At 71.7% G+C, this 14,570-nt stretch carries 12 protein-coding genes; 8 read left to right on the top strand and 4 right to left on the bottom strand.

Annotation, left to right across the window (positions count from 1 at the left end; all coding sequences use genetic code 11):
* Positions 1-49 precede the first annotated feature (49 nt).
* The 4 genes from ACH4S9_RS06235 (at position 50) to ACH4S9_RS06220 (ending at position 4,769) form a co-directional block, all read left to right on the top strand.
* A complete protein-coding gene (locus tag ACH4S9_RS06235) occupies positions 50-550 on the top strand; it encodes a hypothetical protein (RefSeq protein ID WP_398370119.1) in 501 nt (166 codons plus the stop codon).
* Positions 551-1,245: 695 nt separating this feature from the next.
* Positions 1,246-3,195 (top strand): Stk1 family PASTA domain-containing Ser/Thr kinase, encoded by a 1,950-nt coding sequence (gene pknB / locus ACH4S9_RS06230; protein ID WP_385348873.1) that lies wholly within the window; start codon positions 1,246-1,248, stop codon positions 3,193-3,195.
* A gap of 70 nt (positions 3,196-3,265) precedes the next feature.
* Complete coding sequence (locus tag ACH4S9_RS06225) at positions 3,266-4,147, top strand: deoxyribonuclease IV (protein ID WP_398370116.1); 882 nt, start codon at positions 3,266-3,268, stop codon at positions 4,145-4,147.
* Between the two features lie 94 nt (positions 4,148-4,241).
* Positions 4,242-4,769 (top strand): DUF4396 domain-containing protein, encoded by a 528-nt coding sequence (locus tag ACH4S9_RS06220; protein WP_398370114.1) that lies wholly within the window; start codon positions 4,242-4,244, stop codon positions 4,767-4,769.
* Positions 4,770-4,817: 48 nt separating this feature from the next.
* Here ACH4S9_RS06220 and ACH4S9_RS06215 read toward each other — a convergent pair whose 3' ends face one another.
* The gene (locus ACH4S9_RS06215) at positions 4,818-5,441 is read right to left on the bottom strand and encodes a sulfite oxidase-like oxidoreductase (RefSeq protein ID WP_311724712.1); all 624 of its coding nucleotides are present in this window, start codon (positions 5,439-5,441) and stop codon (positions 4,818-4,820) included.
* A gap of 157 nt (positions 5,442-5,598) precedes the next feature.
* On the opposite strand from ACH4S9_RS06215, the gene bfr reads away from it, so the two are divergent.
* On the top strand, positions 5,599-6,078 hold the full coding sequence (gene bfr, locus ACH4S9_RS06210) for a bacterioferritin (RefSeq protein ID WP_311724711.1): 480 nt from the start codon (positions 5,599-5,601) through the stop codon (positions 6,076-6,078).
* Between the two features lie 32 nt (positions 6,079-6,110).
* Here the strand turns inward: bfr and ACH4S9_RS06205 are convergent, their stop codons facing one another.
* Together ACH4S9_RS06205 and ACH4S9_RS06200 are read right to left on the bottom strand one after the other, a co-directional pair.
* Entirely contained in the window at positions 6,111-6,362 is a 252-nt protein-coding gene (locus tag ACH4S9_RS06205) for a (2Fe-2S)-binding protein (protein WP_311724710.1), read from the bottom strand.
* 141 nt (positions 6,363-6,503) lie between these two features.
* Positions 6,504-7,853 (bottom strand): class II 3-deoxy-7-phosphoheptulonate synthase, encoded by a 1,350-nt coding sequence (locus ACH4S9_RS06200; protein WP_385348862.1) that lies wholly within the window; start codon positions 7,851-7,853, stop codon positions 6,504-6,506.
* 169 nt (positions 7,854-8,022) lie between these two features.
* Between ACH4S9_RS06200 and ACH4S9_RS06195 the strand changes: the two genes are divergently transcribed.
* The 3 genes from ACH4S9_RS06195 (at position 8,023) to ACH4S9_RS06185 (ending at position 12,976) form a co-directional block, all read left to right on the top strand.
* Entirely contained in the window at positions 8,023-10,809 is a 2,787-nt protein-coding gene (locus ACH4S9_RS06195; RefSeq protein ID WP_398370111.1) for a hypothetical protein, read from the top strand.
* 55 nt (positions 10,810-10,864) lie between these two features.
* On the top strand, positions 10,865-10,921 hold the full coding sequence (locus ACH4S9_RS06190) for a trp operon leader peptide (protein WP_106516695.1): 57 nt from the start codon (positions 10,865-10,867) through the stop codon (positions 10,919-10,921).
* Positions 10,922-11,014: 93 nt separating this feature from the next.
* Positions 11,015-12,976 carry an anthranilate synthase family protein gene (locus ACH4S9_RS06185; RefSeq protein WP_385348857.1) on the top strand — a complete coding sequence of 654 codons (1,962 nt, stop codon included), beginning with the start codon at positions 11,015-11,017 and terminating at the stop codon, positions 12,974-12,976.
* Between the two features lie 547 nt (positions 12,977-13,523).
* Here the strand turns inward: ACH4S9_RS06185 and ACH4S9_RS06180 are convergent.
* Positions 13,524-14,552 carry a 6-phosphofructokinase gene (locus tag ACH4S9_RS06180; protein ID WP_385348854.1) on the bottom strand — a complete coding sequence of 343 codons (1,029 nt, stop codon included), beginning with the start codon at positions 14,550-14,552 and terminating at the stop codon, positions 13,524-13,526.
* Positions 14,553-14,570 lie beyond the last annotated feature (18 nt).

Below are 14,570 nucleotides of genomic sequence, written 5' to 3'. Positions count from 1 at the left end.
AGACGTGCCGCTAGACTTCTGTGAGCGGATCAGATGCCAAGGAGGTGTAATGGAACGGAACGAGTCCGAACTCCCAAGTAGATGGGAACTGGGGTTCTTGGACACACTGGTTTCCTCCTCCGAAGAAGATCTACTTCGTGCCCCTATGGGCGGAGGAAAGTCACACGCCTTCGTCAATGCCCTCGTAGCCCTCAGCGAGCTCGAAATCCTCGACGAGGGAGACCATGCGCATGCTCGCGTTAAGTCTGCCGTTGAAGACTTGCGCTTGGCGTCCACAGCGCAGGAACGGCGCTGTGCGGTGCAGCGGTTCCTCGCAGCACTGGCCGAGTTGATCGCTTGTCTCCTGCGTTTCCTCGGACGGTTGCTGATCTTGCTGTTGTCCCGGCTACTGGGTCGGGCGGCAGCAGATGAAATACCGCTCTGGACGCCCGAGCCGATCGACGCATCACCGCAGATCACGCCTCGGGGGCCCAACCTTGCCTTCCTCGTGTACACGCACCGGGGCGGGTTCCGTCGCAGCGCGCTGGGGAGCGCCGTACTAGCTGCCTGATCGCGACCCGCCGACCGATACTAGGTCGGAAGGCTCTCCACTATGTTCCAGCTTCCGGACGGGGCTCCTTGGGGTTCCGTACTGGTTGTCGCCGTCCTCGGGCTGCTGCTCCTCGGACTGAGGGCGCTTGCGCGCGAGCTATGGCCCCAAGACTCCGAGCACCGGAAAGAGTTGTTGCTAGACCGGCAGCGGGAGCGTGCCCGGCGTCGGCGAGAGATCAACTGGCGAAAGCGTGACCGCCGTCAGCGAGAGATCAACCGTCGGGAGTAACCACCGAGCGGGGACGGGCGAGGCCATCGCGTGGAGGCTTCGCCCGTCGTTTCCCGGGACCGTGGCACGTCCTCGCACACCTCGGCCGCCGCGTCGCGGGCCACGGCCAGCAGGGTCTCAGCAGCCCCGCCCATTACCGAAGTCCTGGTCTCCATACCCATTGGGGAGCGCAAAGGGTGCGAGACAGTCTCGACCTGCTGCGATACCGCCGCTGTCGATCACTCCACAACTACCTGTCTGGAGCGTGGAGCATCGGGAAGGGGCGGGGCAGGGGCAAGATCCACCGGAACACGCCCTCGCGGCAAGGCCGAACGCGGCGAAAGCCGCACCCCCGCGACGCCCGGTGTCACCGTTCGGCACCAGTCCCGCGGCCGGGCCGCGCTGGTGTCCGGGCGTGCCGGATCGGGCTCGTAGACTCCTCTCTCGTGGATACGACCCTGCATGACCCCCTGGTCGGACAGCTGCTCGACGGCCGCTACCGCGTCGACGCGCGCATCGCGGTGGGCGGCATGGCGACGGTCTACCGGGCCGTCGACACCCGGCTCGACCGGGTGCTGGCCCTGAAGGTGATGCATCAGTCGCTCGCCGTGGACGACGCCTTCGTCGAGCGCTTCATCCGCGAGGCGAAGTCCGTGGCCAGGCTCGCCCACCCCAATGTGGTCGGCGTCTTCGACCAGGGCACCGACGGCTCCCACGTCTATCTCGCGATGGAGTACGTCGCCGGGTGCACGCTGCGCGATGTGCTGCGCGAGCGCGGGGCGCTTCAGCCGCGGGCCGCGCTGGACATCCTGGAGCCGGTGCTGGCCGCGCTCGGGGCGGCGCACCGCGCGGGGTTCGTCCACCGCGACATGAAGCCGGAGAACGTGCTGATCGGCGACGACGGCCGGGTGAAGGTCGCCGACTTCGGGCTGGTCCGGGCCGTGGATTCCAACACCAGCGCCTCCACCGGCACCGTGCTGGGCACCGTGTCCTATCTCGCGCCCGAGCAGATCGAGCACGGCACGGCCGACACCCGCAGCGATGTCTACGCCTGCGGCGTGGTGCTCTACGAGATGCTGACCGGCGCCAAGCCGCACACCGGCACCACCCCGGCGCAGGTCCTCTTCCAGCACCTCAACGAGGACGTGCCTGCGCCGTCGGCGACCGCGCCCGGGGTCGCGCCCGAGCTGGACGGCCTGGTCGCCAGGGCCACCGCGCGCGAGGTCGCTCAGCGCCCCGCCGACGCGGTCGAGCTGCTCGGCCTCGCGCGGGCCGCGCGGGCCGCGCTGACCGAGGAGCAGCTCGACGCCGTGCCCCCGCAGGCCAGGGCGGACGCGCACGACGGCTCCGAGGACCGTACGAGCGTGATCCCGCGCCCGGTCGGCGGCATCGGGGGGCCGGTGCCCGCCGATGAGCAGCAGCTCAATCTCACCAGCAGGCTGGAGCTCCCGCCGGAGCCACCGCAGACCGGTCGTCCCCGGCAGTCCGCCGGCCGCGGCCGGCTGCCGCGCCGCGGGATCGTGACGATCGTCGTCGGCGTGCTGCTCGCGCTCGGCATCGGGGTGGGCGTCTGGTACATCAATTCAGGCCAGTTCACCAAGGTGCCCTATGTGCTGGGCAAGTCCGAGGCGGACGCCCGGAAGAAGCTGAAGGACGCCGGGCTCGAGGTGAAGGTCGCCCGGGAGTTCAGCGATGTCGTGGACAAGGGCAAGGTCATCAAGACCGACCCGGGCGGCGGCAAGCAGATTCGCAACACCGGCACGGTGACGATCCACATCTCCGACGGGCCGCCCCGCACGCAGGTCCCCAATGTCGTGGGCATGCCGCTCACGGAGGCGAAGCAGCAGATCTCGGACGCGAATCTGTCCATCGGCGAGGTGACCCGGACCTTCAGCTCCGAGACGCCGCAGGGCTCGGTGCTCAGCACCGACCCGAAGGCCGGCACCACTCGCCGGCCGAACACCACCGTGGGGATCGTGGTCAGCCGGGGCCCCGAGATCGAGATCCCCGATGTGGTCGGCGAGTCCGTGGACGACGCCAGGTCCGACCTCGAGGACGCGGGGTTCAAGGTGAAGATCGCGGAGGAGCGGGTGTTCTCGGACGAGGACGAGGGCTCGGTCGCGGAGCAGTCCTCCTCGGACGGGGACACCAAGGGCGCCAAGGGCGACACCATCACCCTGACCCTGTCCAAGGGCCAGGAGATGATCGAGGTGCCGGACGTCACGGGCGAGTCCGTGGACGACGCCACGGCGGCCCTGGAGGCGGCGGGCTTCGAGGTCGACGTGGACAAGCCGCTGCTGTTCCCCGGCGACACGGTCACCGACCAGTCGGTGGACGGCGGGGACGAGGCGCCCAAGGGCAGCACGATCACGATCAAGGTCAAGGGAGTCCTCTAGGCGCCGGCCCCCGTGCGCCGGGCCCGAGCCCGGCGCACGGGGGCCGGGCCGGGGCTGGCACTCTGGGCTCGTGAGTACGTCCAAGAAGCGCGCCCGCGACCGCAATCCGGTCGGCGGCCATATCCGTGTGGCCGGCGGCCTGGCCGCCATCGGTCTGCCGTACACCCGAGACATCGGCGCCGAGGTCGTCCAGGTCTTCGTCGCCAATCCGCGCGGCTGGGCGACCCCGCGCGGGGTGGCGGCGCAGGACGAGAAGTTCCGCGCGGCGTGTGCCGACCAGTCCATCCAGGCGTATGTGCACGCCCCCTACCTGATCAACTTCGGCTCGCACACGGCCGAGACGGCCGAGCGGTCGGTCGACTCGCTGCGCCACTCGCTGCGGCGGGGCCGCGCCATCGGCGCGCCGGGCGTCGTGGTCCACACGGGCTCGGCCACCGGCGGCCGGGCGCGGCCCAAGGCGCTCGCCCAGGTACGGGAACGGATGCTGCCGCTGCTCGACGAGCTCACCCACGACGACGACCCCTGGCTGCTGCTCGAGCCGACCGCCGGACAGGGCTCCTCGCTGTGTTCGCTGGTCGAGGATCTCGGACCGTACTTCGACGCGCTGGACCGCCATCCGAAGCTGGGGGTCTGCCTGGACACCTGCCATGTCTTCGCCGCCGGTCACGACCTGGCAGCCCCGGGCGGGATGAAGAAGACGCTGGACGAGCTGGTCTCGGTCACGGGCAAGGGGCGGCTGAAACTGATCCATGCCAATGACTCCAAGGACGTCGCCGGGGCCCACAAGGACCGGCACGAGAACATCGGCGCGGGATATATCGGCGCCGATCCGTTCCGGGAGCTGTTCCGGCATCCGGCGACCAAGGGGGTGCCGCTGGTGATCGAGACCCCGGGCGGCAAGGAGGGGCACGCGGCGGACGTGGCGCGGCTCAAGAAGCTCCGCGACGACTGACAGGCGTCGGGAATGACAAGCGTCGGGAATACCCCAGGGGGGTATGGTGTTTCCGCCAGGCGACGGACACGCCACTACCCTCCGGGGGGATCCGATGGAGCACCACGGCCACGCCACCCACGACGGCCACGCCGACCACAGCGAACACACCGGCCATGCGGATCATGGCGGCCACAGCGGTCACGCCCCGGCGAGCTGGGCCATGGCCATGCAGGCCACGCTGCACTGCCTCACCGGCTGCGCCATCGGCGAGGTCCTGGGCATGGCCGTCGGCACCGCGCTCGGCTGGCACAACGTCCCGACCATGATCCTGGCGATCGCGCTCGCCTTCGTCTTCGGCTACTCGCTCACCATCCGCGGCGTCCTGCGCGCCGGGCTGGACCTGCGGGCCGCCCTTCGGGTCGCGCTCGCCGCGGACACCGTCTCGATCGCCGTGATGGAGCTCGCCGACAACGCGACCATCCTGGTCTTCCCGGGGGCGATGGACGCGACGCTGGCCGACGCGCTGTTCTGGCTCAGCCTGGCGCTGTCCTTCGTGGTCGCCTTCGCCGTGACCACCCCCGTCAACCGGTGGATGATCGGCCGTGGCAAGGGCCACGCCGTGGTGCACCAGTACCACTGACGCCGCCGGCACCGCCGACCGCCGACACCTGGAGCTCCGGGCTGACGCCTAGAGCTCCGGGCCGTCTCCCGGCTGCTCCTGGTAGGAGTAGCGCTGCTCGCTCCACGGGTCGCCGATGTTGTGGTAGCCGCGCTCCTCCCAGAAGCCGCGGCGGTCGGCGGTCATGTACTCCACACCCCGGACCCATTTGGGCCCCTTCCAGGCGTAGAGATGGGGGACGACCAGCCGGACCGGAAAACCGTGCTCGGCGGTGAGCAGTTCGCCGTCCTTGTGCGTGGCGAAGATGGTCTTCTCCGCGGTGAAATCCGAGAGCCGCAGATTCGAGCTGAAGCCGTACTCCGCCCACACCATCACATGCGTGACCCCGGGAGCGGGCGGCGCGAGTTCCACGATCCGGCGCGCCGTCACGCCGCCCCATTCCGCGCCCAGCATGCTGAATTTCGTCACGCAGTGCAGATCGGCCACGACGGTGGAGTACGGAAGCGCCGAGAACTCGTCATGCGTCCAGGCGTGCTTTTCCCCGTCGGCCGTGGCGCCGAAGACCCGGAACTCCCAGCGGTCCGGCTTGAACTTGGGCACCGGCCCATAGTGCGTAACCGGCCAACCGCGTTGCAGCCGCTGCCCCGGAGGCAGCGATCCGAGCTCCCCCTCGCGGCTTTCCGACTGACCCATGGGCTCCATGGTGTCAGACCTTCGGGGGTGGTCGTGACCAGGGCGGCAGCTATCCGGGCAACTCGTACTAAGCGTGCACTTACTGGACGCCCCGGATGGGCGGTGCGACGATGCGCACAACCGGCCGTCCCCGTTCGGATTGGAAGGAGCCCCTTCGATGCAGGGCGACCCCGAGGTCCTCGAGTTTCTCAACGAGCAGCTGACCGGCGAGCTGACCGCGATCAATCAGTACTTCCTGCATTCGAAGATGCAGGAGAACTTCGGCTGGACGAAGCTCGCGACGTATACCCGGGCGGAATCGTTCGACGAGATGAAGCACGCCGAGGTGATCACCGACCGGATCCTTCTCCTGGACGGGCTGCCCAATTACCAGCGGCTGTTCCATGTGCGCGTGGGCCAGTCGGTCACCGAGATGTTCCAGGCGGACCGCCAGGTGGAAATCGAGGCCATCGACCGCCTCAAGCGCGGCATCGAGGTCATGCGAACCAAGGGCGACATCACCTCGGCCAATATCTTCGAGGACATCCTCGCCGACGAGGAGCAGCACATCGACTATCTCGAAACCCAGCTCGCGCTGATCGAGAAGCTCGGCGAGGGGCTGTACATCGCCCAGCAGATCGAACAGCCGGACACCTGAGCGGAGACCTGACCGGAGACCCGGTCAGGGCGTTACGCGGCTTCCGCGACCTGGGGCCCGGACGCCGACGCGACGGCGGGCATACCGGCCGGGCCGAGCGTGGCCGGCGACTCGCGCCGGGGGCACGCCCCGCGGCCCAGCAGCGCCTGGATGCGCCGCACACAGGAGCCGCAGTCCGTGCCGGCCTTGCAGGCGCCGGCGATCTGGCGCGGGGTGCAGGCGCCGGACTCGGCGTGCTCGCGCACCTGCTTCTCGGTGATGCCGAAGCATGAGCAGACGTACACGCGGCTCTCCAGATCGATCAGTGAGGTAACCCTTACCTTACCGTCCCCCCGGGAGGGCGGACAACGCCGATGGGGCACGGATCGTTGTGATCCGCGCCCCATCGCACCGTTCAGTCCCGGTATGTCACCGGCCTCGGCATGTCACTGGTCGCGGTACATCTCCGCGACCAGGAACGCCAGGTCCAGCGACTGGCTGCGGTTGAGCCGCGGGTCGCAGGCCGTCTCGTAGCGCTGGTGCAGATCGTCGACGAAGATCTCGTCGCCGCCGCCCACGCACTCGGTCACATCGTCGCCGGTCAGCTCCATGTGGATGCCGCCCGGGTGGGTGCCGAGACCCTTGTGGACCTCGAAGAAGCCCTTGACCTCGTCCAGCACGTCGTCGAAGCGCCGCGTCTTGTGCCCGGACGCCGCCTCGAAGGTATTGCCGTGCATCGGGTCGCAGACCCAGACCACCTGGGCACCGGAGGCCGTGACCTTCTCCACCAGATCGGGCAGCTTGTCGCGGACCTTGTCCGCGCCCATCCGGGTGATGAAGGTGAGCCGGCCGGGCTCGCGGTTCGGGTCGATCCGCTCGATCAGCGACAGCGCCTCTTCCGGCGTCGTCGTCGGGCCGAGCTTCACCCCGACGGGGTTGCGGATCCGCGCGGCGAACTCGACATGCGCCCCGTCCAGCTGGCGGGTGCGCTCGCCGATCCACACCATGTGGCCGGACACGTCGTACAGCTCGCCCGTACGGGAGTCCGTGCGGGTCAGCGCCGACTCGTAGTCCAGGATCAGCGCCTCGTGCGAGGCGAAGAACTCGACGGTCCTGAACTCCTCCGGGTCCACCCCGCAGGCGTTCATGAAGTTCATCGCCCGGTCGATCTCGCGCGCCAGCGCCTCGTAGCGCTGCCCCGCGGGGGACGACTTCACGAAGTCCTGGTTCCAGGCGTGCACCTGGCGCAGGTCCGCGTAGCCGCCCGTGGTGAAGGCGCGCACGAGGTTCAGCGTCGAGGCGGAGGCCTGGTACATCCGCTTGAGCCGCTGCGGGTCCGGGATCCGGGCCTTCTCGGTGAACTCGAAGCCGTTGACCGAGTCGCCGCGGTAGGTCGGCAGCGTCACCCCGTCGCGGGTCTCGGTCGGCTTGGAGCGCGGCTTGCTGTACTGGCCGGCGATCCGCCCGACCTTCACCACCGGGATCTGCCCGGCGTAGGTCAGCACGGCGCCCATCTGCAACAGCGTCTTCAGCTTGTTGCGGATCTGGTCCGCGCCCACGGCGTCGAACGCCTCGGCGCAGTCGCCGCCCTGGAGCAGAAACGCCTCACCCCGGGCCACGGCTCCCAGACGCTCCCGCAGCTGGTCGCACTCGCCCGCGAAAACGAGCGGCGGATAGGACTCGAGCTCGGCGATCACCTCGCGCAGAGCCGCTTGGTCCGGCCAGTCGGGCTGCTGCGCCGCGGGGAGAGACTTCCAGGTGTGGCCACCGGTGTGGGTTTCAGCGTTCACGGTCACGCCAGCAAGGTTACGGGGTCCCCACGCGCGTCCAGCCCCCTGCCCACGGGTTGAGACACCTTCCGCCGCCCCGGCCGCGGGCCGCACGGCTCCCGTCCGGCGAGCGACCACGCGGCGGAGCCGCATATCGATACTGTCCCGCGGGGCTCCTCGGCGCTACAAAGAACTCATGGGGGATGACATCAGAAACGAGTTCTCGGGGACGGCTCACACGGTCGTTCAGGCGGGCTCGATCGAACGGCTCACGATGGCCGGGCCGCCCGCCCCGCCGCCGGAGGCACTCGCCGGGCTGCCGCCCGCCCCCGGCGCGTTCACCGGGCGGCGGGAACCGCTCCAGGAGCTGCTCGCCGGACTGAAGCCGAAGAGCGGGCCGCGTGGCCGGAGGGGCCGCGGACCCGCGAGATCCACAGTCCGGGCCTGGGCCGGCCAGAAGAACGCCATCGCCCTCTCCGGGCCGGCGGGCGTCGGCAAGACCGCGCTCGTGCTGCACGCCGGGCACACCGCCAGGGCCCGCCGCTGGTACGGCGCCGAGCTGTACCTGGACCTGCGGGGTTACGAGCGCCGGCCCGACGACCGGGTCTCGGCGTACGACGCGCTCGGCTCGTTCCTGCGGGCGCTGCGCGTGGCCCAGCGCGACATCGACGGCCGGAGCGTGGGGGAGCGCCATCGCCTGTACCGCAGCGAGATGAGAGCCCTGGCCGAGCGGGGGCGCCCGGTGCTCGTCGTGCTCGACAACGCCGCCTCCATAGAGCAGGTGGCCCTGTTGCTGCCGCCGCACCCCAGGAACTGCTGCGTGGTCGTCGGACGGCACATCCTGGCCGGGGGCGTGCTGAGCGGCGTGCGCCAGCATCAATTGGACGTCCTGACCCAGGACGAGGCGGTCGCGTTCCTCGCCGCCTCGCTGGGGGCCGCCGACCCGGCGGACCTGCGGGTGAGCGGGCACCGGCGGGACGCGCTGCGCCTCGCCGAGCTGTGCGACCGGCTGCCGCTCGCCCTGGACGTGGTCGCGGCGAGGCTCGTCACCACACCGGGGCTGCCGGTGGGCGAGCTCGCCGACCGGCTGCGCGACGAAACCCGCCGCCTCGACGCCCTGCGCGCCCCCGACGCCGCACCCGCCCCCTCGTCAGCGGTGCGCTCGGCGTTCGCGCTCTCGTACGAGCGGCTGCCCGCCGCCGAGGCCCGGCTGTTCCGGCTGCTCTCACTCCACCCGGGCCCGCACCTCTCCGCCGACACCGCCGCGGCCTTGACCGGCGAGCCCGTCGCCGAGGTCGAACCCCGGCTCGAGGAGCTGCGCCGCGCGCACATGATCACGGAAGGGCGCGCCCGCACCTACCGCCTCCACAGCCTGGTGCGGCTGTACGCGGCCGAGCGCGCCGCCGCGCGGGAGCCGGCGGCGGCCCGGCACGACGCGATCGGGCGGCTGGTCGCTCACTACGCCGACCGGGCGGGCGAGGCCGACGCCTGGCTGCGCCCGTCCTCGGAGCGCGGACAGCGGCTGCGCAGCGGTGCCGAGCGGTCCCTGCTCACCAGCCGTCCGGCGGCCCTGTCCTGGCTGGTCACCGAGCGCCTGTGCCTGATCGCGGCCGTGCGGCTGGCCCACGCGAGCGGGCACGACGCCGCGGTCACCGCTCTGGCGCTGCGCCTGACCGCCTTCTTCGACCTGTACAAGTTCTGGGACGACTGGCTGGACACCCATCAGCTGGCGGCGGAGGCCGCGCACCGCTCGGGAGATCCGGCGGCCGAGGCGGAAGCACTGTTGCGGATCGGCACCGCGCACCGCCAGCAGGCCCGTCGCGCACCGGCGCTGGAGGCTTACACGCAGGCGCGGCGGCTGTGGACGGAGGTCGGCGACGAACGGCGAGTCGCCGAGGTGTGGGGCGAGGCGCTGCGCGTCCTCCAGCAGTGCGAGGACGACCTGGCTTCCCAGGCCCGCCCCGTCGACCGGGCAGCCGTCGAGGCGTACGAAAGGACGGTCGAAAGCTTCGCGGACGGGGCGGATGAGGCGGGGGGCTTCGAGGGCGCCGCCCGCGCCGCCGTACTGAGCAACCTCGGCAACCTCTACGCCGACGACGCGGTGGCCGACTTCACCGCCGCGCTCCGCTGCCACCAGCGGGCCCTCGCACTGCGCGAGCGCGGCGGGGACCTTCGCGGCCAGGCCCAGTCCCTGGCCAATCTGGGACATGTCCACTACCAGCGGAACAGCCAGGACGACCTGGCGGCGGCCACGCGCAGCTATGAGCGGGCGCTCGGCCTCTTCCAGGAGGCCGACGACGCCCACGGCGAGGCGTGGACCGCGTACAACCTGGGCCTGGTGGCCCTCAAGGCCCGGTCCGCGCGCCGGGGCGGCCCGGGCGGCCTGCGCCCGGTGAGACGGGCCAGGCGCCACTGGCGCAGAGCCGTCCGACTGCTGGAGAGCCATGGCCTGGGGGCGGAGGCACACCGGATCCGGATCGGCCTCGACCGCCTCCGGCCCGGCCAGGGCCGGCGGACACGGATCGCCGGGCTCGTCCGGAGCGCCGGCCACACGTTCGGCGTCGCCCTGACGGCCGTGGTGGTGGGCGGGGAGTTGCTCCCGGACGCGCCGGACCGCTCCGCCGTCGAGCACCACCCGACGGACTTCCTGTCCGACCTGGGCCTCCCCGCCGACTCCGGCATCGCCGGGCTCGTCGCGGACGTGATCGAGGATTTCGGGGATCCGGTCCCCGATTTCGGAGTGGACTACGTGAACGACGACGACGCGGCGCCCGACCCCTCGGGCGGCGGCGGTGGAGGCGGGGGCAGTGGGGGCGAGGGCGGTGGGGGCGAGGGCGGTGGGGGCGGCGACCACCACGGTGGCGGTGGGGGCGGCGACCACCACGGTGGCGGCGGGGGCGGTGGAGGAGGAGGCAGCCACCACAGCAGTGGCGGCGGTGGGCACGACCACGACGACCACGGCCACGGTGGCCACTGGGACTGACATCGGCGGGCCGCGCGGGAACACACGGGCGGAAACATGGGGTAGGGTCCGGCCCATGTTCGCGCGACTGACCATGACCTGGTGGTGGACCGCTCATCCGGCGGCCCACTGATCGCGCGTACGCACCGACACCGCGAAGGCCGCCCGAGGGGCGGCCTTCGGCGTTTCCGCGGGCCGTTCCTCCCTCCCGGAAGGAACCACCGCAATGCACAGTGATCCGCACCACGACCCCCGTGCGATCATCCGGCGGCTGCTCTCCGCCGACTGCCCGCCCTTCGCCCTGCTGCACCGCCGTACGCCCGGCCACGCACCCGACACCGTCGAGGTGCTGCTGGGCCCCGTCACCGAGGTGGAGCGGCTGACCGACATCCCGCTGCCGACCGGGGCACCGGGCACCGGCGCGGGTGCGCACGACGCACTGGCCCTGGTGCCGTTCCGGCAGATCCGCGAGCGCGGGTTCGACGTGCGCGACGACGGGACGCCGCTGGCCGTGCTGCGCCCCGAGGAGACGTACGAACTGCCGCTGGGCGAGGTGCTGGACGCGCTGCCCGCGCACGAGGTACGGGTCGAGGGCGGGGCCTTCGACGTGGCCGACGACGCGTACGCGGAGATCGTACGGCGGGTCGTCGAGGACGAGATCGGCACCGGCGAGGGCGCGAACTTCGTGATCCGCAGGACCTTCCGGGGCGAGATCCCCGGCTTCGGCCGCGCCGACGCCCTCGCGCTGTTCCGGCGGCTGCTGGCCGGGGAGCGCGGCGCGTACTGGACGTATGTCGTCCGCCTGGCCGACGGCCGGACGCTGGTGGGCGCCAGCCCCGAGGTGCATGTGCGGATGTCCGGCGGGACGGTCGTGATGAACCCCATCAGCGGGACCTACCGCTATCCCAGCGACGGGGCCCGGCTCGACGGGCTGCTGGAGTTTCTGCACGACCGCAAGGAGGTGGAGGAGTTGTCCATGGTCGTGGACGAGGAGCTGAAGATGATGTGCACCGTCGGCGACATGGGCGGCGTGGTGGTCGGCCCCCGGCTCAAGGAGATGGCGCACCTCGCGCACACCGAGTACGAACTGCGCGGCCGCTCCTCGCTCGATGTGCGGGACGTGCTGCGGGAGACGATGTTCGCGGCGACGGTGACCGGCTCGCCGGTGCAGAACGCCTGCCGGGTGATCGAGCGGTACGAGCCCGCCGGGCCGGACGGCGCGGGGCGCGGCTACTACGCGGGGGCGCTCGCGCTCATCGGGCGGGACGCCGGCGGCGCGCAGACCCTGGACTCGCCGATCCTCATCCGCACCGCGGATATTGACTCCGACGGCTCCCTGCGGGTGCCGGTCGGGGCCACGCTCGTACGCCACTCCGACCCGCACGGCGAGGTCGCCGAGACCCACGCCAAGGCGGCCGGAGTCCTCACCGCCCTCGGGGTGCGCCCTTCCCTCGCGGGGCGGGCCGACGGGCCCGCACTCCCCCGGCTCGCCGACGACCCGCGGGTGCGGGCGGCCCTGGATGCCCGCCGGGCCGACCTCGCCCCGTTCTGGCTGCGCATGCACACGCCCGAGGATGCCCCGCGGGCGGGTGCGCAGCCGGCCGGGCACGCCCTGGTGGTCGACGGCGAGGACACCTTCACCGCGATGCTGGCGCACCTCCTGCGGACCACCGGGCTCACGGTGACCGTGCGGCGGTTCGACGAACCGGGCGTGCGGGAGGCCGCGCTGGCGCACGAGGGCCCCGTGATCCTCGGCCCGGGCCCGGGCGACCCGTCCGACACGGCCGACCCGAAGATGCGGTTCCTGCGCGGGCTGACGGCGGACCTGGTGCGCGGGCACCGGCACGGGCTGCTGGGGGTGTGCCTGGGGCACGAGCTGCTGGCGGCCGAGCTGGGGCTGGAGATCGTACGGAAGGACGTGCCGTTCCAGGGTGCGCAGGAGCGGATCCAGCTCTTCGGGCGCGAGGAGACCGTCGGCTTCTACAACACCTTCACCGCCCGGTGCGACGGGGCGGCGACGGGTGAGCTGGCGATGCACCGGGTGGAGGTCAGCCGCGACCCGGTGAGCGGCGACGTACACGCGCTGCGCGGGCCGAACTTCGCGGGTGTGCAGTTCCATCCCGAGTCCGTGCTGACGCTCAACGGCGCGACGATTGTCGCCGAGCTCCTGGCGGCCGTCCTGGTGTGACGCCGGCCCCGGTCGGCCCCGGCTGCCTGCGGCGCGTGTCCCCTACCCGCCCCTTCCCACAACTGGGGGCAAGCCCCCAGCCCCCGTAGATATGCGGCTCCGCCGCATGGGGAGAGGCGGAGCCCCGCCGGAGGCCAGGCGGCGCAGCCGGGGCCGCAGCCCGCCAGGGCCCAGGGGGCGCAGCCCGGGCCGGGCCCCACCGAGGCCCGGTGCCGGGGCTGGGGCGCGGCCCCGACCGAAGTCCGCCGGAGGCAAGGGCACAGCCTCCGTCGATATGCGGCTCCGCCGCATGGGGAGGGCGGAGCCCCGCCGGAGGCCAGGGCGCGGCCCCCGGCCGAAGTCCGGCGGGGCCAGGAGTAGTCCCGGCCGCAGCACGCCGGGGCCAGGGGCGCAGCCCCGACCACACCCCGTCGAGGCCAGGGGCGCGGCCCCCACCGCAGCCCTCCCGGGCCAGGCGGGGGTCAGGGGGCGGAGCCCCATGGAGCGGGGAGGGGTGGGGAGGGGCGGCGCCGCAGGCTGCCGGCCCTCCCCGGACGGGCCGGGTGGGTCAGCCGAAGAACACCTCGGCTTCGGCGTACAGCGAGAGGTCCACCGTCTTGAGCCGCGCGGTGGCCTCCGTGAGCGGGACGCGGACGATGTCGGTGCCGCGCAGGGCGACCATCTTGCCGTAGTCCTCGTCCCGGACGGCGTCGATGGCGTGCAGCCCGAAGCGGGTGGCGAGCCAGCGGTCGAACGCGCTGGGGGTGCCGCCGCGCTGGACATGGCCGAGCACCGTCGTGCGAGCCTCCTTGCCGGTGCGCTTCTCGATCTCCTTGGCCAGCCACTCCCCGATCCCGGAGAGCCGGACATGGCCGAAGGAGTCGAGCGACCCGTCCTTGAGGACCGCGTCACCGCCCTTGGGCATCGCGCCCTCCGCGACGACGACGATCGGGGCGTAGCGGATCTTGAAGCGGGACTCGACCCAGGCGCAGATCTGGTCGACGTCGAAGCGCTGTTCGGGGATGAGGATGACGTTGGCGCCGCCGGCCAGACCCGAGTGGAGGGCGATCCAGCCCGCGTGACGGCCCATCACCTCGACGACGAGGACGCGCATATGCGATTCGGCCGTGGTGTGGAGGCGGTCGATGGCCTCGGTGGCGATGTTGACGGCGGTGTCGAAGCCGAAGGTGTAGTCGGTGGCGGACAGGTCGTTGTCGATGGTCTTGGGGACGCCGACGCAGCGGATCCCGTACTCACTGGAGAGCCGCGCGGCCACCCCGAGCGTGTCCTCGCCGCCGATCGCGACGAGCGCGTCGACCTCCTGCTTGGCGAGGTTGTCCTTGACCCGGCGGATGCCGTCCTGGCTCTTGAGGGGGTTGGTGCGGGACGACCCGAGGATGGTGCCGCCGCGCGGCAGGATGCCGCGCACCGCGTGGATGTCGAGGGGCACGGTGTCGCCTTCGAGGGGACCCCGCCAGCCGTCCCGGAAGCCGACGAAGTCGTAGCCGTATTCCTGTACGCCCTTGCGGACGACGGCGCGGATGACCGCGTTGAGCCCGGGGCAGTCACCGCCACCGGTCAGCACTCCGACCCGCATCGTTTTTCCCTTCTCCGA

This window comes from Streptomyces sp. NPDC021225, from assembly GCF_044332865.1.
Classification (GTDB): Bacteria; Actinomycetota; Actinomycetes; order Streptomycetales; family Streptomycetaceae; genus Streptomyces.
This window is presented reverse-complemented; position numbering and strand designations above follow the sequence as displayed.

Excerpts from the sequence above, each read along its gene's own strand:
- ACH4S9_RS06235 (WP_398370119.1), top strand. The coding sequence starts at position 50 with ATGGAACGGAACGAGTCCGAACTCCCAAGTAGATGGGAACTGGGGTTC.
- ACH4S9_RS06220 (WP_398370114.1), top strand. The coding sequence starts at position 4,242 with ATGGAGCACCACGGCCACGCCACCCACGACGGCCACGCCGACCACAGC.
- ACH4S9_RS06215 (WP_311724712.1), bottom strand. The coding sequence starts at position 5,441 with ATGGGTCAGTCGGAAAGCCGCGAGGGGGAGCTCGGATCGCTGCCTCCG.
- bfr (WP_311724711.1), top strand. The coding sequence starts at position 5,599 with ATGCAGGGCGACCCCGAGGTCCTCGAGTTTCTCAACGAGCAGCTGACC.
- ACH4S9_RS06195 (WP_398370111.1), top strand. The coding sequence starts at position 8,023 with ATGGGGGATGACATCAGAAACGAGTTCTCGGGGACGGCTCACACGGTC.
- ACH4S9_RS06185 (WP_385348857.1), top strand. The coding sequence starts at position 11,015 with ATGCACAGTGATCCGCACCACGACCCCCGTGCGATCATCCGGCGGCTG.
- ACH4S9_RS06180 (WP_385348854.1), bottom strand. The coding sequence starts at position 14,552 with ATGCGGGTCGGAGTGCTGACCGGTGGCGGTGACTGCCCCGGGCTCAAC.